The following is an 18,301-nucleotide window of genomic DNA, read 5'->3' on the forward strand; positions in this document are numbered from 1 at the left end:
TACGAGGGCTTGGCGCTAGGGGGAAGGTTGAATAACCCGCGTCACTTGCGAGGTTTCTTGCCGATTGCTGGTCTTTTGCGCTGCGGTCGAGCATGGCGTTTGGCCGGGGGTATTCCGCTATCCTCAGCATCCAGCCCCAGTTGGTCGCGCATGACACGGCGGCGGATTTCTTCAACCTCGCCGGGTTTCAGGTTGCCCAGTTGGAATGGGCCGTAAGAAACCCGCAAAAGCCTGTTCACCACATAACCGATATCTTCGATAGCGCGGCGGATTTCGCGATTTTTGCCTTCGCGCAGGCCGATGGTCAGCCAAGCGTTCGCGCCCTGTTGCCGGTCCAGTGTCACGGTCATGGGCTGAAACCGCTCACCATCGATTACCAGGCCTTTGCGCAGCGGTTCGAAATCTTCGTCTTTGGGGCGTCCATTTACCCGCACCCGGTATTTGCGTAGCCATCCAGTTGAGGGCAGTTCCAGCTTGCGCTTGATGCCGCCATCATTAGTCAGCAGCAGCAATCCTTCCGAGTTCAGATCGAGTCGCCCGACGCTCATGACCCGGGGCATATCCTCGGGCAGGTCGTCAAAAATCGTCTTGCGGCCTTTTTCGTCACGCGCCGTCGTCACCAGTCCCGGTGGCTTGTGATAGAGCCACAGGCGTGATGGCTCGGGCTCGGATACTGGTTTACCATCGACGGTAATCCTGTCCTTGGCGGTTACGTTCAGCGCAGGGCTGTTGATCGCCTTGCCATTCACGGTCACACGTCCGGCTTCGATCATGCGTTCAGCTTCGCGGCGCGAGGCGACACCGGCGCGGGCCAGCACTTTGGCGATCCGGTCGCCGGGAGGAGGGGTATTGGTCATCCTCCGGCCATAACCCATCCCGGCGGCTTGCGAAAGACGGGTTTCTGAGGCAGTCAGAGGCATGAAGTTCAGATCCCACATGAAACAGGCGCTGGAACAGGCACAGGCGGCAGCAGACCGAGGTGAAGTGCCGGTCGGCGCGGTGATCGTCGCGCCCGACGGGCAGGTGGTGGCCGCAGATGGGAACCGCACCCGCGAGTTGAATGACCCCACTGCCCATGCTGAGATTCTGGCTCTGCGCGCCGCATGTGCCGCGGCCGGGTCCGAGCGTTTACCCGATCATGACCTTTACGTAACCCTTGAGCCTTGTGCCATGTGCGCCGCAGCGCTGGCCGCAGCCCGCATCCGGCGCATCTACTACGGCGCTTCCGATCCGAAATCTGGCGGTGTCGCGCATGGCGCGCGCGTGTTTTCACACCCACAGGCCCACCATCGACCCGAGGTCTATGACGGCATTGCCGCCGAAGAGGCTGCCGCGCTGCTGAAACGCTTCTTCGCGGCGCAGCGCGGTTAAGTTTTTACGACCATTTCACGTGGGATATCAGCCAGGGGCTTGCCCCCATCTGACGTCACCACAAAGCTTTCGGTAATCGCCAGTCCCCAGTCTGGGGTCCAGAGGCCGGGCATTAGGTGAAAGGTCATATTCTCTTGCAATTCCGTCGTGTCACCGGGTCGCAGGCTCATGGTGCGCTCGCCCCAGTCGGGCGGATAGCTGAGCCCGATGGGATAGCCGGTGCGGTTGGCTTTGACATACCCCGCGCGGGCGAAACTGTCATAGACACAAGCCGCGACCTCTTCGCAGGTGATGCCAGGGCGTGCGGCGGTCATTGTGTCGTCGATAGCGGTTAGAACGGCGGCTTCGGCCCGGCGGATATCATCCGGGGGATCACCCAGAAACAGGCTGCGACTGGCGGGGCAGTGATAGCGTCGATAGCAGCCGGAGATTTCGAAATAGGTCGCCTCATCCCGCGCCAGAGGTCGGTCGTTCCAAGTAATGTGCGAGGCAGAAGCCTCACGACCGGAGGGTGCAATCGGCACGATAGCAGGGTAATCTCCGGCTAGGCCGGGCAGTCCGGCGATGCCTGCCGCCTGCACTTCGGCGACAAGTTGGTTTTTGGGCAATCCTTCGCGATATGCGTCACGCAGAACTCCGTGCATATGTGCGGTCAGCTGACCCGCCTTGCGCATCATTGCGATCTCGGCATCGCTTTTTACGGCGCGCTTCCAATTCACAAGCCCTGTGGCGTCAATCAATGCACCGAAGGCGCGTTCGAGGATACGGTGGCTGGCGGCTGAGTAGTAATAGTTATCCATCTCTACGCCGATACCAGCGGTCCAGCCGCGATCCCGCAACGCAAGGACAAGGGCGTCGACCGGGTGGTGCTCCGGGTGTTGAACATGCTCTTCGGGCCAGTCCAGCAGGTCCTCGGGGTCCAGCCAGGTGGTCTGCGCAGCCCCCGCCTTGTCCTGCGTTCTGCCCCACCAAAGGGGCGATCCGCTGGCGGGCAGGATGACCATCTGCGGTACGTAAAAGCTCCAACCGTCATAACCGGTGAGCCACGCCATGTTCGATGGGTCCGTGATCAACAAGGTCTCGATACCCTGTTGATCCATCGCAGAACGGGTCTTGTGAATGCGGTCAGCGTATTCCTGCGCGCTGAAATCCGACGCGGGCATCAGAGAGAAATCGCCTGCATGACCTCGGGCTCGATTACATCGACACCGGGTAACCCGTCAGCCAATTCCTGAGCCGATTGCGCGAGAACCGGAAAGGTCTTGTAATGGCACGGGATCACTGTCTTGAAATTGAAATACCGCTTGGCAGCATAGGCAGTGCCCTTCATGTCCATGGTAAAGTGGCCGCCTGCCGAAAGGATGCCGATATCGGGTTTGTAATAATCACCCATCCACTCCATGTCGGCCATAATGTCGGTATCGCCCGAGAAATAGAGCATACGGTCCTCGGACGCGATCATATAGCCGACCTCGGTTCCACCCGTGCGCAGACCATCAGGCGTCGAGAAGGTCGAGCTGTGCGAGGCAGGCACCATCGTTAATTTGACACCGTTTAGGTCAACAGTGCCACCTTTGTTGAAACCGACCGTTTCAATACCTTCAGCCTCGGCCCAGTAGCCCATCAGGTCGTATTGCCCGACCACGGGCACGTTTAGATGTTTGGCCAGCGGCAGCACATCGACGACATGATCGAAATGAGTATGAGTCAGCAGGATATGCGTCGCGCCCGCAACGGCTGCGTCATGCTGATCTTCGGGCAAAGACGGGTTGCCCGTCAGCCAGGGATCGATCAATAGAACTTGTCCTGCTGTTTCGATGCGAAAGCTGCCATGTCCCAGCCAAATGATATCCATAGAGAATCCTCCCATTTTCCGCTTGGAGTTAGCCTAGCATCGGCTATGTAAAAATCTATGGATTGGACGCAGTATGTTGATGGATATTGTGAGAGGCTCTCACCCGCGTATTGGGCCGAGCCGATAAACGCGATTACCAATGCGGCCTTTCTTATTGCTGCATTTGTGATGTGGCAAAGGGCGCGGGGGCAGGGCGCACCTTTGGCGATGACTTTGGTTGTCATATTGGCGATGATAGGAATTGGCAGCTATCTGTTCCATACACATGCGCAGGTTTGGGCGGCGATCTTGGATGTGACGCCAATTCTGCTGTACATCCTCGTTTACATCTACGCAGTGAATCGCGATGTCTGGCGGCTGAGCAACAGATACGCGCTGGGTTTGACCGCGCTGTTCTTTCCATACGTGGCGCTGACGATCCCGCTATTCCAGTTGGTGCCTGGCCTTGGTGGCTCGGCGGCATACGCCCCAGTTCCTCTATTGATTCTGATTTATGCGGTCCTGTTGCGCCGGAAAGCCCCGGACACTGCGCGTGGGCTGACAATAGGAGCAACTGTCCTGATTACCTCGATCACCTTTCGATCACTAGACACTCCAATTTGCGGGTATCTGCCAACGGGGACGCATTTTATGTGGCACATTCTGAATGCAGTTATGCTGGGCTGGATGATTGAGGTTTATCTGCGGGCGATCCGAAATCCACCTGCCGGAGCTGCGGTGGCTGCAGGATCAGGACATTGATCAGAACCACCTAAGCATCATCCTGATTGGTTAATCCCTGAACGCAGCAGCCAAAGCCTCGGACAGATCAAATTCAGCCAATACGCGCGCGCGGCCTTCGGCTGACATCTTGAAAGCCGTTTTTTCAACAATGCGCTGGATTTTTTCGGCGGAGTGCTTGGCAGCAAAAGGTTCAAAGTACCATTTCAGAAAAACGAAACAGATCACGTCCTCAAGCGCCTGTACCTCGGCATTGCGCTTGATCCCCTGTTTGCGCAGCATTTGCCCGACGGCTTCTATATCGTCCGCACTATATTCAGCCTGTTCCATGAAACCTTGCACAACGTCAGCGTGATATACGCCTTGCGCCTTCCGCCAGGCCAGATACCCTGCACGTCCTTCGGGGTATTCAGTGCGCTTTAGCTTCCAGCGTTCGACATGCTGACCACGTGCGGCGATCTGTAAAGCATCCGACGCATCGGGAAATAGCCGATCCAGCTCTGCGCTCATGCGTTGGCCATAAAGCAGCTCGACCGGCTGGCCGTCCTCCATATTAGGGTCTTGCGCATTTGCTGCGTCAATTGCGTCCAGAACGGTTTGCTTGCGTGTGCTCATTCTCTGCTCCGTTAGCTCGCCTGAACAGCACCTGACGGGTGGTTCGGCGTTTGGTCCAAGACCATGCTAACGAGTTGTTGGAATGGGTGCAGCAGTCAATTGTAAAAAGCGCCGGATCGGGAGGGGGCATACTGATCCGGCGCGCAGGTCAGGGTTATTTGCCTGCCTGGGTGTGGTCCCTCGTCACGGGCTCCGAAACAGGCGCGGGGAAGCTAAGGTTTCGGGTCAGATTGTTCATATCTATACCCAAAGCCAGGGCGGGCGAGGTCAGAACCAGAGCGGACAAGATGAAGGCGGGAAGAAGGGTTTTCATGAGGTGTCTCCGATTTCTCGTTGCGTCACGATATTGAGGTGAACTGTTCGGTTCATTTATTCAATGGCAAAACTGAACTAATCGGTTTACTTATTTGCATATCAGCCATTCAAATATGCATGGCAGCTGGCGATATTGGGATTGAATCCGCGTCTGCCACCTGTCGCTCTTGCGAGTGTTGCGGCAGGCAGGTAAACGCCCCCTAACGTAGATGAGGGTTTCCGATGTCGATTGACCAAAGCACCGCCGCCAAGGTGGCCAAACTGGCCCGGATCAAGGTCGAGGATGATGCGCTGCCTGCGCTGGCGTCCGAGTTCAACAATATCCTCGGGTTTATCGAGCAACTGAACGAAGTGGATGTCGAAGGCGTCGAGCCGATGGTCTCGGTCGAGCCGATGCGCCTGAAGCGTCGTCAGGACGTGGTCACCGATGGAAACCAGCAGGACAAGGTCCTATCCAACGCCCCCGATGCGCGCGAAGGGTTCTTCGCTGTTCCAAAAGTTGTGGAGTAAGTCATGAGCGAACTGAACAAATTGGGCCTGGCCGAGGCCCGCGACGCGCTGCGTGCCAAAGATGTCACATCCGTTGAACTGACCGAGGCTTGCCTCAAGGCGATTGACGACGCCGACGCGCTCAACGCCTTTGTCCACAAAACGCCCGAGATCGCGCTGGAGCGCGCCAAGGCGGCGGATGAGCGGATCAAAGGCGATGACGCGCCTTCGATGTGCGGTCTGCCGATCGGCATCAAGGACCTGTTTTGCACTAAGGGCGTGCCCTCGCAAGCGGCCTCGAAAATTCTCGAGGGGTTCAAGCCCGAATACGAATCCACCGTGTCGCAACAATTGGCGGATGCTGGTGCTGTGATGCTGGGCAAGCTGAACATGGACGAGTTCGCGATGGGTTCGTCTAATGAAACATCCGTTTACGGCAATGCGGTCAGCCCGTGGCGGCGCGGCAATGACGATGCACAGCTGACACCCGGCGGCTCGTCCGGTGGCTCAGCCTCGGCTGTCTCGGCTGACCTGTGTCTGGCCGCGACCGGTACCGATACCGGCGGTTCGATCCGCCAGCCTGCTGCTTTTGTCGGTATCACCGGCATCAAGCCAACCTATGGTCGTTGCTCGCGCTGGGGCATTGTGGCCTTCGCCTCTTCTCTGGATCAGGCCGGTCCGATGACCAAGAACGTCCGAGACGCAGCGATCATGCTGGAAACCATGTGCGGTCATGACCCCAAGGATTCCACCAGCGCCGAGCTGGCCGTGCCAAATTTCGAGGCGATGCTGACCGGCGATATCAAAGGCAAGAAAATCGGTATCCCCAAGGAATACCGCATGGACGGCATGCCTGCCGAGATTGAAAAGCTTTGGGCCGATGGCACCGCTATGCTGAAAGACGCAGGCGCCGAAATCGTAGATATCTCGCTGCCGCATACCAAATACGCGCTGCCTGCCTATTACGTGATTGCTCCTGCCGAGGCGTCGTCGAACCTCGCCCGCTATGACGGTGTCCGGTATGGCCGCCGAGCGCAGTTGGCTCAAGGCGATGGCATCACCGAGATGTACGAAAAGACCCGCGCCGAAGGCTTCGGTCATGAGGTCCAGCGCCGGGTGATGATCGGCACCTACGTGCTGTCTGCAGGCTTCTATGACGCCTACTACAACCGCGCCCGCAAGGTCCGCACCCTGATCAAGAAGGACTTCGAAGATGTCTTTGCCGCAGGCATTGATGCGATCCTAACCCCGGCAACGCCGTCGGCCTCGTTCGGTCTGGGCGAGATGACCGAGGCTGATCCTGTTCAGATGTACCTGAACGATGTGTTCACCGTGACAGTGAACCTCGCTGGCCTGCCCGGTATTTCGGTTCCTGCTGGTCTGGACAAACAGGGCCTTCCGTTGGGTCTGCAGCTGATCGGCCGTCCGTGGGAGGAAGGCGATCTGCTCAACACCGCCTACGCGCTAGAGAGCGCGGCTGGGTTTGTGGCCAAGCCCGGAAAATGGTGGTAATCCTCAATCCTGACACGGCAATAAAGAACCGGAGCAGCCAAATGCGCAAATTGCTTCTGATCCCGGCCCTTGGGCTGATCGCGGCATGTGATACCGTTACCCCTGTTTCGGGTACCGGTTTCAATACGCCGGAATATCAGGCGCAGCGCGAGGCCGAACTGGCCGGGCAGGGTCTGGCCGGTAATCCGCTTGCGCCACCCGAGGCGGTTTCAGAGCAGCCGCTCTCGGCGCAGGGGGCTGTTGGTGCCGTACCAACAGGCGACGCCTCTGACATCGCCAACCAGACGGCCATTGCCTTGGCGAATACGTCGGGTCAAGAGACGCGCGTCGCGCCTCTGACTGCAACAAACAACCCAAGTATCTCTGATGAACAGGATTTTGAGGCTGTCTCAAACCGTCGCAGTATCGATGCCGACGCCGCTCGTATCGAACAGAATCGGCAGTCTTACGAGGTCGTCGCCCCTACTGCCGTGCCCGAGCGTGGCTCTGACGGGCAACCCAATATCGTGCAATACGCCCTAAGCACTTCGAACCCCATCGGTACCCAGTTGTACAGCCGAGCCGGATTTAACCTGCAGGCCAAGGCACAGCGCAACTGCGCTCAGTTCGCCTCTCCTGATCAGGCGCAGATTGAGTTTCTGTCGAATGGAGGCCCCCAGCGTGACCGCAAAGGGCTGGATCCGGATGGCGACGGTTACGCCTGCGGCTGGGACCCCAGCCCGTTCCGCAGTGCCGTCAAAAACTAAGCTCTCCCCCATCTGGCACCCATCGCCCAATTTCGGCCCCCGTCGGGATGGGCTGTCACCCAAGCTGATCGTGCTGCACTACACCGCAATGGAGAGCGCTGCTGCCGCGCTTGAACGTCTCAGCGATCCGGGTCCCGAGGTCTCCGCCCACTACCTGATAGGTCGTGACGGTGCGCTCTGGCAGCTTGTCCGAGAGGAAGATCGCGCTTGGCACGCCGGGGCAGGGGAGTGGCAAGGGCAAGCCGACATAAACTCCCGCTCGATCGGGATCGAGCTGGACAATGGCGGAGATCACCCGTTTGCCGAACCCCAAATGCGTGTATTGGAACAGCTTTTGCCCGAACTCATGCAGCGTTGGACCATCGCGCCAGAGGGTGTGATCGGGCATTCCGACATGGCACCGGGCCGCAAGTCCGACCCCGGCCCCCGGTTCGACTGGCAAAGGCTGGAACACCAGCGCCTTGCCGCTCGGCGTGGTACTGCCCTCGAACCGAACGTCAACTTCCGCGAGCTGGCGCAGAACCGGGGCTACACAGCGACAAGCGACGAGAAGACGCTCCTAAAATCCACACGCCTGCGCTATCGCCCCTGGGCCTCAGGCCCCTTGCACCCCGATGATCTCATAGCCCTCTGTCCGCTCCCAAAATCGACCTGATCCGCCCTTCATCTGGCCAAAAATATCTCGGGGATGAATTGGCCGTAGGCCAAGAAGGGGCTGGCCCCTTCACCACCCCAACCCCTCTTGACGCCATCACGCACAGAGCCTACCCAACCCACGCGCGGAGGGCCGGATGGCCGCTGGGGTCGTTAGGCCCGAGAGGAAAGTCCGGACTCCACAAGGCAACGGTGCCGGGTAACGCCCGGGCGGGGAAACCCGACGGAAAGCGCCACAGAAATCAGACCGCCACACATGTGTGGCAAGGGTGAAACGGTGGGGTAAGAGCCCACCGCGCCGCTGGCAACAGTGGCGGCACGGCAAGCCCCACCGGGAGCAATGCCGAATAGGGTCCCCGCGCGGGCCGGTCGGTGCAAACCGATACCGCCGCTAGGTACGCCTTGGCCGAGAGGGACCGGGTTGGCAGCTCGAGCCGCGCAGCAATGCACGGCCTAGAGGAATGGTCATCGAAGGGGGCAACCCTGGAACAGGATCCGGCTTACAGGCCCTCCGCGCATCTCCTGTTAACCGCCCGGAGGTGTGTAGGTGCCGCCAAGTGCTGCAGCTTTTTCGGCGACGGCAACAAATTCCTGCGCCGACCATGCGCGAACGGTCTCGATCCTCGAAACCGCACCCGTGCCCGCGACGGCCATGCCAATTGCCACAGCATCACTGCCTTCAGGCAGTTCGCTGATAACGACGACATCATTGCCTCCGGTGGTTATATAAAATGAGATCAGTCTGCCGCCTGCTTTCTCAAGCAAGGCCTTGACGGGACCGGTGCGATCTTCCGGTTTTGCCAACATTCCTTTGACCCCATCTTGCGAATAAGACGCATAGGTAATGAAAACAGGCATATTTCTCTCCCTTGGTTGCAGTTTATTCGGAGCGCTAAAAGCGGCCGACTCCTTGGCCGTGTCGCGTGCAGGATTGCGCGCAAACCGGAAAAGACCCGGCCAAATAGACAGCCGGGCGTTGCTATAGTTGTGAGCGGTGTTGTCCGCCGGAATTTACATCCGGCCCGGTATTACCTAAGTCCGCAAAACGGGCTTCGAAGGTTCCGGCGACACTATCACAGAATCGTGAGCGCTCCAAATCGACTGCTCTTGAAGCCGTGTCAGGAATTGTTCCCCTAACGCGGCGAATCCGGTTGACTTGGGCGCATGAGCGGTTAAAAGCGCACGCTCATAAGGATTCAACCGAAAGGCCCCTGCCTTTTCGGACGCAGGAGATAACCATGGCGAAGCCGACGACAATCAAGATCCGTCTGAACTCGACCGCGGGCACGGGCCACTTCTACGTGACCAAGAAGAACGCGCGCACCATGACCGAGAAAATGACCATTCGTAAATACGATCCGGTCGCTCGGAAGCATGTCGAGTACAAAGAAGGCAAGATCAAGTAATCTGCCCTCTGACATACTTTTTGAAGAAGGACTCTGCCATGCAGGGTCCTTTTTTGTATTGTTTTGGGGTATCTCTTGGTCGGCCTAAACCAAGCGGGGGCGTTGCAGGGGCGCATCAGAGGTTTGGGTGTTCTGAATCTCAGCGGCTTGCTTTTTCTAATCCCCTGCCGCTACGCTTCAGCAACCCTTTCCAAAATGTTGACCGCCATGAAAAAAATCTTGTTGCCCGCTCTTGCTGTTCTGACATTGTCAGCCTGCGAAGACCCCTTTAACCGCGAAGGTGTTGGTTTCACCGGGATTGATGGTGAACCGCGCACAGTGTCGGATGTAAAAGGCGCCGTAGCCTTTTTGCCGCCAGAAACCAACATCCCGGCGGAACTGGCCAAGCTACCAACGGTCCAGGTTACATCGGACAAAGCCGAGCTTGAAAAGATCGCGGGTGTCGCTATCGATAATGGCGGTCGCTCAGATGCGAATTCAGTTCAACTCACTGGCAGTGATACCAATCTGTACCTGAGCAATGTCAGTGTAAACGGTCAGTTGTTCGGCGTCCTGCGTACGGAAAACAACTCCACCAAAGTTGATACATCGGTGGGCTCGGCCTTTGGCGCTCAAACGGAACGCTTTACCGGATGCTTGCCCGCGGGTGATGTATACCGCAAAGGTTCGTCCGAGCGCAGTTCGGGTTTTGCAGTGCCACTGAACTGCCGTTAATTTAGCTTACACAATCTAAGTAAAAGCCCCCGCCATTGGCGGGGGCTTTCTAGTTTCAGTGTTTCTGCAAGTCTTACGAGACGCTGAACAAGGGCCCAAACCCAGCAGCGGTCATTCAATCCATGTGACACACCGGACGATGATCACGTGAGTTCAGAGGCCCCCGCCATCCGTTGGCATCCAAGCAAGCGCTATGCGTGTTCTCTATTTCGCCCCACCGCCAAAGAATAATCAGTGGTGAAACTCAGACCCGATCAGCAGAACTGTTTAACCTCAACTGATAGGAAGCAACGTTCATTGCTCTACCAATGCCTGCCCATTCTCGTCAAAGAAATGAAGTTTGTCGGTGGGAAAATGCAGGCCGATCTTTGCCCCAGGCTTTAGAGCGGTGTCCCCATTCAGGCGCACGGTAACCTTCTCTTCGGCGCCGCAATCCACGATCAGGAAGGTATCTGCCCCCAGATACTCAATCACCTCGATGATGCCATCACATTGCCCATCGCCCGACGATACAACATCGATGTGTTCGGGGCGAATGCCGAGTTTGCTTGCTACACCCGAGCGCGCGAAGTCGCCGCCTCTGCCATGTTCCAGAGTGTAGCCATCGTTCTGAGTCGTGCACGGCAATATGTTCATTTTGGGGCTGCCAATGAACTGTGCGACAAACAGATTGGCAGGGCGTTCGTAAAGTTCGCGGGGTGTGCCGACTTGCGCGATCTTGCCGTACTCAAGCACGACGATGCGGTCGGCCAATGTCATCGCTTCAACCTGATCGTGCGTCACGTAGATCATTGTGCGCTTTAGGTTCTGATGAAGTTTCGCGATTTCGTAACGCATTTCGACACGAAGCGCTGCATCAAGATTCGAGAGCGGTTCATCGAACAGAAACGCCGTCGGGTCGCGCACGATAGAACGACCAATCGCAACGCGCTGCCGCTGTCCACCGGACAGGTCCTTGGGGCGACGTTCCAGAAAAGGTCCCAGCTTGAGAACCTCGGCGGTTTTATTGACCTGCTCTGCTATCTCGGCCTTCGGAACACCCGCGACCTTAAGTGAGAACCCCATATTTTCGGCGACCGTCAGGTGGGGATAAAGCGCATAGGACTGGAACACCATCGTCAGACCCCGCTTGGAGGGTGGGTGATCCGTGACATCATTGCCGTTGATTAGTAGCGATCCGCGCGAGATATCTTCAAGCCCACCGATCATGCGAAGCAGGGTGGATTTTCCACAGCCCGATGGACCGACGAAGACGATGAATTCACCTTCATCAATCATTAGGTCAACGCCTTTGATGACCTGGGCCGAGCCAAACCACTTTTCGACGGATTTTAGTTCGATGCTGCCCATTAGTTCCTCCCTGCCCAATGCAGCCAAACCGCGGCTGTCCAGGTGAATGAATTCCCTCCGGCAGGGCTGCCGGTCAGAGGATCGTAGTATTCAGCGAAGCCGTTTGTTGCGATCAGCTGCGACGTTTTCTGGCGCAGTGCCTCGGCTTCTTCGAGGTGCCCCATATCCGCCAATCCAAACCCGATCAGCATATTCATGAACCCCCAAGTGGGACCCCTCCAGTACCTGCGTTGGTCGAAGTTGGGCATCGCGGGATCATAGCTGGGAACTGGAAAGGGTACTTTTGCAAGCGTCGCCTGCAGGCGCTCCAGCATGTGCTGTGAATCAAGTCCCCCAAACCAGCAAAGATACGACGCGTTAGAGATGCTTCCGGCCCAATCACCAGTCAGCGCATCACGCGAGTCGAACGAGCTCAGCGTTTCGTTCCACAAAGATCGCGCGCCCGCTTCGAGCCTTTGAATGTCGCTACTTAGTCCATCCGCAGCAATTCCAAGCCTTTCGCTGATCTCCTGCAGATCGCGTGCGGCGCGCAGAGTGATAAATGTCATCGTCGGATCTGCGACTCGGAAGGGATTCAGGCTCAGCAACTTCTGTTGATCCCAGTCGGCCTGACAGCCGATCTGAACCAATTTGATATAGCGGTCATAGTCGTATTTGGTCGGTCGGTCTGCACTGTTGACGTGGCTTGTGTCACGGCGCTGGTAGTCTCCGACACCTGTGGGATCTACGCCCTCCATTGCCTTGTCCCAGTCCGGTGCATTGTCGCGACCAGCTTCCCACGGATGCGTGGTGCAGACCGCGCCGTGTTCGTCGAGCCGCCATCTCATGATCCAGCGATGCCACGCCAGCAGAGATGGGAAGAGCGCGCGAACGCGGTCCGCGCCTGCATCGCCATCTTTTTCCCAGATCTTCCGCGCCACAGTTGCAGCCACCGGGGGCTGAATGATGCCAGAGGACGGGATCGGCCCGTGGCCACCCCAGACATCCGGGCCGGGGTAATATCCGTCATCCTGTTTGTGAAAAAGGATATGCGGCACCATTCCATCATCCCATTGGCCCGAGAACAGTGTTTCTAGTTCCACCCAGGCTCGATCAATGTCGAACTCGGCAAAACCAAGCGCCGCAATCGCGCTGTCCCAATTCCATTGATAGGGGTAAAGCCCTTCGGTCGGGATGGTGTAGCCGCCGCGATCATTGGCAACCAGGATGTTGCGCGCCTCGCGATCAGGGTTGGTATGTTGGTTCATCTCAGTCATCCTTTGACAGACCCGGCTGTCAGGCCTTTGGTCATGAAACGTTCAAGTCCCAAAAACAGCGCCATAATCGGAACAGTGGCGATCACCGCACCCGCCATCAGGTGTTGTCGGGGAATTTCCGAGGAGTTCAGCATCGTGACGCCTCGGGTCAGGGTAAATTTCGAAGGGTCGTCCAGCAGCATGAAGGCCAGCAGGAACTCGTTCCAAGCGATCATGAAGACGTAGAGCGAGACCGACGCCAGCGCAGGCAGGCTAAGCGGCAGCGTAATCTTCCAAATCACTGCCAGCCGCGACAGCCCATCCATGAGACCGGCCTCTTCCACCTCAGTCGGCAAACCACGGAAATAACCTTGCAGCATGTACAGCGCGACAGGGATCGTCGTGACCGGGTAGATCATCACGATGCCAAGTATCGAGTTGCGCAAGCCAGTCAGCGAGAACGCGATATAGATCGGCAGCGCCAGAACGATCATCGGCACCATGTAGATCAGCAGAATCGAGCGCGAGAATGCCTTTTGCCCTGAGAAACGGAACCGCGCTACCGCATAGGCTCCGGGAACGCTGAACAGCAGGGTGATAAAGACCGTCAGGACCGAGACGTAGAGCGAGGTCCAAAGATAGGTGCCGAAGTTGAAATCGCGAAACAGCTCGGTATAGCTGCGAAACAGCGCGGTGCCTTGTGACAGATCTACCGAGAAATTCAGCGGGTTCTGCAACAGGGCCTGTTGCGACTTCAGGCTGGTCATCACCATCACATAGAACGGAATGATCACGATCGCCGTGAAGAAGATATAGCCAAAGCCCGTGCAGAACCGGATCACGGCCTCTTCGTATTCGTGTCTGGTGAGCTCGCCGAACGGTGTCTCTTTCAGGATTGCAGCAACGGATAGGTGCATCACGACTGCCATCGCTACCGCGGTGACCAGTATTGCCTGCATGGATGTGTCAGAGCCGATCAGGACAGGCCCGACTCCGGTCAGGCAAGACAGGCCTAACAAGGCGGAAACACCCAGTCGGGCCGGTGCGCGTTGCGCCGGGAAGCGGACATACACCAGACCGGCAACAGCCCCCCACATCAAGCAGAGCAAGACCTGTGGCCGGAACGCAGCCCCGGTCGAGAATGACATGGTGATGGCGACAGTAGTGGCGATCACCACCAGCCAGAGCGCGCCTAGAATCGGGGCGGTTATATACCCTTTGCGCATCACAAACCCTCCTCACGACTGATGAAGCGGAAGAAGACGAAGCTGAAGGCGATCAGGCACATCAGGATCACAACGGCCACCGCTGCGCCTGCGCCGATGTTCGAAACCGCAAATGCCTGTTCATAGACATTTACGGTCAGAGTACGGGTGCCGGCATTGCCGCCGGTCAGCAGGAAGATGTCGTCGAACTTGTTAAACGTCCAAATGAAACGCAGCAGGAACAGTACCGACAGGATGCCCAGCAGTTGCGGGATGCTCAGTAGCCAGAATTTCTGGAATGGTGAGGCTCCATCCATATCTGCTGCTTCATACATGCTGGAGTCGATTGATTGCATCCGCGCCAGAATGAACAGGAACGACAGCGGGAAATAGCGCCAGATCTCGAACACCGTCACCATGATCAGCGCCAAAGGGCGTTCCCCGAAGAAGTTGATTGGTTCACTGCTTAGTCCCATCTGCACCAACAATGCGTTGGCAGAACCCGAGAACGGGTCGAACAAGGTGACCCATGTGAAGGCCACAGCGATGACCGGCGCCACATAGGGGAACAGATAGAGGCCGCGTATGAACCCTTGTCCTTTGAAGCTTTTGTTCAGCAACAAGGCTGCAAACAGGCCCATCACCAAAGCTCCAATGGTGCCGACCACGGTGTAGAACAACGTAACCCACAGCACGCCCCAGAACTCGTCTCCATCAAAGACACGGGCGTAGTTTTCCAGACTGAATTCAAGGTTGGTCAGGACGCTGGGTCCGCTCCCGGTCACGCCGGGCTCTGATCCTTCGAGCAGCTCTTCGAAAGCGTCCGGATCTCCGTCCAAGGTGACCGGAATACGGATGCGTTCGCGTTGACCGCCTTCCAGTGTGCCGAAATCGCAGAACAGGTCTTGCCCGTCCAGAACACAGGGACTTGCAACTTCGCGCGCCGTCACGCCGTCCGGTAGAACATCTGTCAGGGTGACGCCGACAACGGCGATGTCCTGACTTGAGTTGCGGACGCGGTATTCAATCCGCAGATCCTCGCCAGATCCGCGCAAGCTTTCACGCACCACAGGTGCAGGCGGACGAAGGTCAGACAGGGTGAAGGGCTTGAAGCTGATCCAGAAGATCGCCAGCAAGGGCAGGATCACCACAAGCGATACACTGATCACTGTCGGAGCCAGCAGCGTCCAGGCCAGACGCGCCTCGCGTTTGGCTAGCGCCCCGGTTCCGGTCGGTGGGGTGGCCGAAGACATGGGATACCTCGAAGGGTTGGGTGCAGCGGCGTAATCGCCGCTGCATGTGTCACAAGGTTACTGAACCTTCGCGAGCTCGTCGTTCATTGCGGCCACTGCAGCGGCGGCATCGATTTCATCGTCGATATATTGGCGCACGACCCGGTTAATTGCCTGGCTGTTGATCATTTTGGACGCCAAAGCCAGCTGGCCTTCAGCAACGCCCCAGCGCTGCGCCACGTCCAGACCGCCGACGATCTCATCGATCATCGCCTGATCATACAGCTCGCCCAACGGGGCTTTGCGGTCCACGCCAACAGGCAGCTCTGCCCATGCTTCCGAAAACGCGGTCGGGTTGTCAGCATTACCGCGACGGACCGGGAACTTGCCCTCGGGTGCGATGGCCAGTGTTTGAGTATAGCCGTCGTCCATGGCGAATTTCACGAACTCCATTGCCGCGTCGGTGTCAGCGTCGTTGGTGATGCCAAAGTAACGAACGTCACCCCAAGCCGCGCCATCCGGGTTCGATGGGCCCGAGAAGTTAGTGATGATACCGGTCTTCGAGGCCAGATCGCGCGAGGTCGGATCATCGTTGATCGTCGGCGGGGCGCTGTCGCGCAGACCGGCCAGTTCGTCAAGGATGAAGGGCGACCAGATGATCATCGCTGCTTTGCCATCAAAATACAGCTCGCGCGATTGTTTCCAGAATAGCTCACCCGGGGGCGAGGCTTTCGAGATCGCCTTGTAGAAATCCAATACCTCTATGGTCTTGGCTTCATCCAGCGGTTGGAAGCCGTCCGCGCCAACAGGGGTCACTCCATTGGCGAGGAACACATGCTCCAAAACCTGACTCATGAAGTTTTCATCAACTTTGGTTGCAGCAACGAAACCGTACATCTCGGGCGGGTTGTGCAACTGCTCCAGCGCAGCGACGACGTTGGCGAATGAGTTCGGGGCCTCAAGGCCAGCTTCATCAAACAGGTCTTTGCGGTAGACTACCATTTGAGTCCATCCATCGACCGGTACCGACGCGGTTTCGTCATTGAACGCCGCCATACCAAGCGCGCCGGGGGCGAAGGTGTCGGCGCCCAGTTCTTCGATCACTTCGGTGGCGGCTTCGGTGTCCAGAATGCCCGCTTCAGCCCATGGCAGGGCATATTGCAGCGGATGATAGACCACATCTGGCAGGTCTCCGGCGGCAAATGCTGCTGTGGCGCGTGTACCCAGATCACTTTCGGTGACCGGGATAACCTCGACCGTGGTGCCGGTTTCAGCCTTGAACTGGTCAGCCATTTCCTGTTGCTTGGCCAGCCGCTCGGGCTGTTCTTCGGTGGTCCAGAAGCGGATCGTATCCGCCTGAGCTGACGTCGCCGCCAATACTAGCGCAAGCGATGTTCCAAGCATCATTCGCGATGCTAAAGGTGCAAGTTTCATAGTCGGTTTCCTCCCCGGTTATGATCTTTTGAAAGTTGAATTTTTCGGGCCAGTTCCTCGGCTGTAACGCTTGGTGGCCCGTCGGAACTGCGTTCGATCAGAACGGCCTCACCAATCTCACGCAGATCTGCGGGCGCTTCACCGCGAGTCTGACTGATCAGCATCGTCGCAAGGCGTTCTCCTGCCCGCTTAGAATCGACGCTGAACGTGGTTAGACCAGGGCTGACATATTGGCATTCAGGGATGCCGTCATATCCCAGAATTGATACATCTTGCCCGACCTCGAGGCCCAGTTCTGTACAGACCGAGTAACACCCCAGCGCAGCCAGATCCGTTGCAAATACTATTGCAGTAGGTGGGTGATTCAGCGTCAAAAGCGCGCGTGCCTCAACCGCACCCTCCTCGCGCGTACGAGCACCTTCCCGGATCAACTCGGGATCGGCAAGCAAGCCCGCGATCTTGAGACCTTCGAGATAACCGTCACGGCGCAGATGGCTGTAGTTGAATTTCGGATCGCTACCGACATATCCGATACGCGTATGGCCAAAATCGACGAGCCGACCAACCGCATCACGGGTTGCAGATTCACCCGAAATGTCGAACCAGGATGTCTCATCCTGCCAGTCCGCCTGCCCATACCCCGTGCGGCCATACATGATGAAGGGAACCTTCAACTCTTGCAGGTATTTCACCCTCGCATCGTCGACCTCGGTCCGGGGCAGAATGAATCCATCGGCTTTGCGCTCTTCGACAAGCCGCCCCAATACATCAAGCATATCTTTTTCGGACTTCGCCGTAGAAATCGTCATCGTCCAGTCGGATGCGCTCGCCGCTTCGCATGCTCCGGCCAGAAAGTCCTGAAGAAATGGATTATGCCGGTCTGGTTCTTCGCTGTTGATGACCATGGCGATGGCGCGCACCCGCCCGGTTCGTATCGCCTGCGCATGGCTGAGTGGGCGATAGCCCATCTTTCGCGCCGTGGTTTCAACGCGCTTTCTCGTGGATTCCGAGATGTCGGTATATCCATTCAGGGCGCGGGACACCGTGCTCTTAGAAAGCCCAAGATGATCGGCCAATTGATCCAGTTTTACCCTGCCGGGGCCAGAATGACTCCGGGGGCGAGACTGCGGTTGCTGGAGACTTGGATTCGTCATCATTCTTCTATTTGTTTTCTCCGAAACCGGTTTCGGCAATCAAAATTATGAAATTCTTTGATTGGATCGACCAAGTACACGAACGTTCCAATGGCGAAAGGCACTGATGAACGCATATGCAAACTTGCAAACGCGGCTTTCAGAGTGGTGCAAAATTAGGGTTGCGCCAACATGGTTGACTGCCGACTGCTACAGTAACTGCAGGCTGATCATTGTTCGCGGAGCTTTGATGGGAATCGGTGAATTGAGCATGAGGACTATGCGTAAATACGGGCGACTATCCGGCTATGAGGG

At 57.5% G+C, this 18,301-nt stretch carries 20 protein-coding genes and 1 other RNA gene; 9 read left to right on the top strand and 12 right to left on the bottom strand.

Annotated elements, in window-relative coordinates; genetic code table 11:
* Window positions 1-41 precede the first annotated feature (41 nt).
* Complete coding sequence (locus ACR0BI_RS13160; RefSeq protein ID WP_480814335.1) at window positions 42-857, bottom strand: pseudouridine synthase; 816 nt, start codon at window positions 855-857, stop codon at window positions 42-44.
* Between the two features lie 61 nt (window positions 858-918).
* Between ACR0BI_RS13160 and ACR0BI_RS13165 the strand changes: the two genes are divergently transcribed.
* Window positions 919-1,371, top strand: coding sequence for a nucleoside deaminase (locus ACR0BI_RS13165; protein ID WP_170420696.1), 453 nt, complete (start codon window positions 919-921; stop codon window positions 1,369-1,371).
* Here ACR0BI_RS13165 and ACR0BI_RS13170 read toward each other — a convergent pair.
* Together ACR0BI_RS13170 and ACR0BI_RS13175 are read right to left on the bottom strand one after the other, a co-directional pair.
* Window positions 1,368-2,534, bottom strand: a complete 1,167-nt coding sequence (locus ACR0BI_RS13170; protein ID WP_170420698.1) for a M24 family metallopeptidase — start codon at window positions 2,532-2,534, stop codon at window positions 1,368-1,370. The genes ACR0BI_RS13165 and ACR0BI_RS13170 overlap by 4 nt on opposite strands.
* Window positions 2,534-3,226: a metal-dependent hydrolase gene (locus ACR0BI_RS13175; RefSeq protein ID WP_480562405.1), complete on the bottom strand. Its 693-nt coding sequence runs from the start codon at window positions 3,224-3,226 to the stop codon at window positions 2,534-2,536. Before ACR0BI_RS13175 ends, ACR0BI_RS13170 begins: the two co-directional genes overlap by 1 nt.
* Before the next feature lie 57 nt (window positions 3,227-3,283).
* Here ACR0BI_RS13175 and ACR0BI_RS13180 point away from each other — a divergent pair, with 57 nt between their 5' ends.
* On the top strand, window positions 3,284-3,967 hold the full coding sequence (locus ACR0BI_RS13180; RefSeq protein WP_480562404.1) for a ceramidase domain-containing protein: 684 nt from the start codon (window positions 3,284-3,286) through the stop codon (window positions 3,965-3,967).
* A 30-nt stretch (window positions 3,968-3,997) separates the two neighbouring features.
* Here ACR0BI_RS13180 and ACR0BI_RS13185 read toward each other — a convergent pair whose 3' ends face one another.
* Both ACR0BI_RS13185 and ACR0BI_RS13190 read right to left on the bottom strand, forming a co-directional pair.
* Window positions 3,998-4,561 carry a DUF4202 domain-containing protein gene (locus ACR0BI_RS13185; protein WP_480562403.1) on the bottom strand — a complete coding sequence of 188 codons (564 nt, stop codon included), beginning with the start codon at window positions 4,559-4,561 and terminating at the stop codon, window positions 3,998-4,000.
* Between the two features lie 154 nt (window positions 4,562-4,715).
* Window positions 4,716-4,874, bottom strand: a complete 159-nt coding sequence (locus ACR0BI_RS13190; RefSeq protein WP_170401611.1) for a hypothetical protein — start codon at window positions 4,872-4,874, stop codon at window positions 4,716-4,718.
* Between the two features lie 224 nt (window positions 4,875-5,098).
* Between ACR0BI_RS13190 and gatC the strand changes: the two genes are divergently transcribed.
* The 5 genes from gatC (at window position 5,099) to rnpB (ending at window position 8,796) form a co-directional block, all read left to right on the top strand.
* The gene (gatC, locus tag ACR0BI_RS13195) at window positions 5,099-5,386 is read left to right on the top strand and encodes an Asp-tRNA(Asn)/Glu-tRNA(Gln) amidotransferase subunit GatC (protein WP_170392224.1); all 288 of its coding nucleotides are present in this window, start codon (window positions 5,099-5,101) and stop codon (window positions 5,384-5,386) included.
* Window positions 5,387-5,389: 3 nt separating this feature from the next.
* Complete coding sequence (gatA, locus tag ACR0BI_RS13200) at window positions 5,390-6,877, top strand: Asp-tRNA(Asn)/Glu-tRNA(Gln) amidotransferase subunit GatA (protein ID WP_170512419.1); 1,488 nt, start codon at window positions 5,390-5,392, stop codon at window positions 6,875-6,877.
* Between the two features lie 41 nt (window positions 6,878-6,918).
* Window positions 6,919-7,623, top strand: coding sequence for a hypothetical protein (locus ACR0BI_RS13205; RefSeq protein WP_480562402.1), 705 nt, complete (start codon window positions 6,919-6,921; stop codon window positions 7,621-7,623).
* The gene (locus tag ACR0BI_RS13210) at window positions 7,607-8,278 is read left to right on the top strand and encodes an N-acetylmuramoyl-L-alanine amidase (RefSeq protein ID WP_480562401.1); all 672 of its coding nucleotides are present in this window, start codon (window positions 7,607-7,609) and stop codon (window positions 8,276-8,278) included. Before ACR0BI_RS13205 ends, ACR0BI_RS13210 begins: the two co-directional genes overlap by 17 nt.
* A 124-nt stretch (window positions 8,279-8,402) precedes the next feature.
* An RNA gene (gene rnpB / locus ACR0BI_RS13215) (RNase P RNA component class A) lies at window positions 8,403-8,796 on the top strand.
* A gap of 6 nt (window positions 8,797-8,802) precedes the next feature.
* Here the strand turns inward: rnpB and ACR0BI_RS13220 are convergent.
* Complete coding sequence (locus ACR0BI_RS13220) at window positions 8,803-9,135, bottom strand: GYD domain-containing protein (protein ID WP_170392216.1); 333 nt, start codon at window positions 9,133-9,135, stop codon at window positions 8,803-8,805.
* Window positions 9,136-9,515: 380 nt separating this feature from the next.
* Between ACR0BI_RS13220 and rpmG the strand changes: the two genes are divergently transcribed.
* Together rpmG and ACR0BI_RS13230 are read left to right on the top strand one after the other, a co-directional pair.
* The gene (rpmG, locus tag ACR0BI_RS13225) at window positions 9,516-9,683 is read left to right on the top strand and encodes a 50S ribosomal protein L33 (protein ID WP_010441901.1); all 168 of its coding nucleotides are present in this window, start codon (window positions 9,516-9,518) and stop codon (window positions 9,681-9,683) included.
* A 207-nt stretch (window positions 9,684-9,890) separates the two neighbouring features.
* Window positions 9,891-10,397, top strand: coding sequence for a membrane lipoprotein lipid attachment site-containing protein (locus ACR0BI_RS13230; protein ID WP_170392214.1), 507 nt, complete (start codon window positions 9,891-9,893; stop codon window positions 10,395-10,397).
* Window positions 10,398-10,691: 294 nt separating this feature from the next.
* Here ACR0BI_RS13230 and ACR0BI_RS13235 read toward each other — a convergent pair whose 3' ends face one another.
* Genes ACR0BI_RS13235 through ACR0BI_RS13260 form a run of 6 tightly spaced genes read right to left on the bottom strand, consistent with a single transcriptional unit; the run spans window position 10,692 to window position 18,010 of the window.
* Window positions 10,692-11,747: an ABC transporter ATP-binding protein gene (locus ACR0BI_RS13235; protein ID WP_480562400.1), complete on the bottom strand. Its 1,056-nt coding sequence runs from the start codon at window positions 11,745-11,747 to the stop codon at window positions 10,692-10,694.
* A complete protein-coding gene (locus ACR0BI_RS13240; RefSeq protein WP_480503505.1) occupies window positions 11,747-12,994 on the bottom strand; it encodes an MGH1-like glycoside hydrolase domain-containing protein in 1,248 nt (415 codons plus the stop codon). The genes ACR0BI_RS13235 and ACR0BI_RS13240 overlap by 1 nt, the downstream gene beginning before the upstream one ends.
* A gap of 5 nt (window positions 12,995-12,999) precedes the next feature.
* Window positions 13,000-14,208: a carbohydrate ABC transporter permease gene (locus ACR0BI_RS13245; protein ID WP_480562399.1), complete on the bottom strand. Its 1,209-nt coding sequence runs from the start codon at window positions 14,206-14,208 to the stop codon at window positions 13,000-13,002.
* On the bottom strand, window positions 14,208-15,440 hold the full coding sequence (locus ACR0BI_RS13250) for a carbohydrate ABC transporter permease (RefSeq protein ID WP_480562398.1): 1,233 nt from the start codon (window positions 15,438-15,440) through the stop codon (window positions 14,208-14,210). Before ACR0BI_RS13250 ends, ACR0BI_RS13245 begins: the two co-directional genes overlap by 1 nt.
* 57 nt (window positions 15,441-15,497) lie before the next feature.
* Window positions 15,498-16,853 carry an ABC transporter substrate-binding protein gene (locus ACR0BI_RS13255; RefSeq protein WP_480562397.1) on the bottom strand — a complete coding sequence of 452 codons (1,356 nt, stop codon included), beginning with the start codon at window positions 16,851-16,853 and terminating at the stop codon, window positions 15,498-15,500.
* The gene (locus ACR0BI_RS13260) at window positions 16,850-18,010 is read right to left on the bottom strand and encodes a LacI family DNA-binding transcriptional regulator (RefSeq protein ID WP_480544541.1); all 1,161 of its coding nucleotides are present in this window, start codon (window positions 18,008-18,010) and stop codon (window positions 16,850-16,852) included. Before ACR0BI_RS13260 ends, ACR0BI_RS13255 begins: the two co-directional genes overlap by 4 nt.
* Window positions 18,011-18,301: the final 291 nt, after the last annotated feature.

This window comes from Ruegeria sp. E5, from assembly GCF_056534105.1.

What these genes read in the sequence shown, in the direction of transcription:
- ACR0BI_RS13240 (WP_480503505.1), bottom strand. Translation starts at nt 12,994, where the DNA reads ATGAACCAACATACCAACCCTGATCGCGAGGCGCGCAACATCCTGGTT.
- rpmG (WP_010441901.1), top strand. Translation starts at nt 9,516, where the DNA reads ATGGCGAAGCCGACGACAATCAAGATCCGTCTGAACTCGACCGCGGGC.
- ACR0BI_RS13255 (WP_480562397.1), bottom strand. Translation starts at nt 16,853, where the DNA reads ATGAAACTTGCACCTTTAGCATCGCGAATGATGCTTGGAACATCGCTT.
- ACR0BI_RS13260 (WP_480544541.1), bottom strand. Translation starts at nt 18,010, where the DNA reads ATGATGACGAATCCAAGTCTCCAGCAACCGCAGTCTCGCCCCCGGAGT.
- ACR0BI_RS13190 (WP_170401611.1), bottom strand. Translation starts at nt 4,874, where the DNA reads ATGAAAACCCTTCTTCCCGCCTTCATCTTGTCCGCTCTGGTTCTGACC.
- ACR0BI_RS13205 (WP_480562402.1), top strand. Translation starts at nt 6,919, where the DNA reads ATGCGCAAATTGCTTCTGATCCCGGCCCTTGGGCTGATCGCGGCATGT.
- ACR0BI_RS13185 (WP_480562403.1), bottom strand. Translation starts at nt 4,561, where the DNA reads ATGAGCACACGCAAGCAAACCGTTCTGGACGCAATTGACGCAGCAAAT.
- ACR0BI_RS13250 (WP_480562398.1), bottom strand. Translation starts at nt 15,440, where the DNA reads ATGTCTTCGGCCACCCCACCGACCGGAACCGGGGCGCTAGCCAAACGC.
- ACR0BI_RS13165 (WP_170420696.1), top strand. Translation starts at nt 919, where the DNA reads ATGAAGTTCAGATCCCACATGAAACAGGCGCTGGAACAGGCACAGGCG.
- gatA (WP_170512419.1), top strand. Translation starts at nt 5,390, where the DNA reads ATGAGCGAACTGAACAAATTGGGCCTGGCCGAGGCCCGCGACGCGCTG.
- ACR0BI_RS13235 (WP_480562400.1), bottom strand. Translation starts at nt 11,747, where the DNA reads ATGGGCAGCATCGAACTAAAATCCGTCGAAAAGTGGTTTGGCTCGGCC.
- ACR0BI_RS13180 (WP_480562404.1), top strand. Translation starts at nt 3,284, where the DNA reads ATGGATTGGACGCAGTATGTTGATGGATATTGTGAGAGGCTCTCACCC.
- ACR0BI_RS13245 (WP_480562399.1), bottom strand. Translation starts at nt 14,208, where the DNA reads ATGCGCAAAGGGTATATAACCGCCCCGATTCTAGGCGCGCTCTGGCTG.
- ACR0BI_RS13220 (WP_170392216.1), bottom strand. Translation starts at nt 9,135, where the DNA reads ATGCCTGTTTTCATTACCTATGCGTCTTATTCGCAAGATGGGGTCAAA.
- ACR0BI_RS13170 (WP_170420698.1), bottom strand. Translation starts at nt 2,534, where the DNA reads ATGCCCGCGTCGGATTTCAGCGCGCAGGAATACGCTGACCGCATTCAC.
- ACR0BI_RS13175 (WP_480562405.1), bottom strand. Translation starts at nt 3,226, where the DNA reads ATGGATATCATTTGGCTGGGACATGGCAGCTTTCGCATCGAAACAGCA.
- ACR0BI_RS13230 (WP_170392214.1), top strand. Translation starts at nt 9,891, where the DNA reads ATGAAAAAAATCTTGTTGCCCGCTCTTGCTGTTCTGACATTGTCAGCC.
- ACR0BI_RS13160 (WP_480814335.1), bottom strand. Translation starts at nt 857, where the DNA reads ATGACCAATACCCCTCCTCCCGGCGACCGGATCGCCAAAGTGCTGGCC.
- gatC (WP_170392224.1), top strand. Translation starts at nt 5,099, where the DNA reads ATGTCGATTGACCAAAGCACCGCCGCCAAGGTGGCCAAACTGGCCCGG.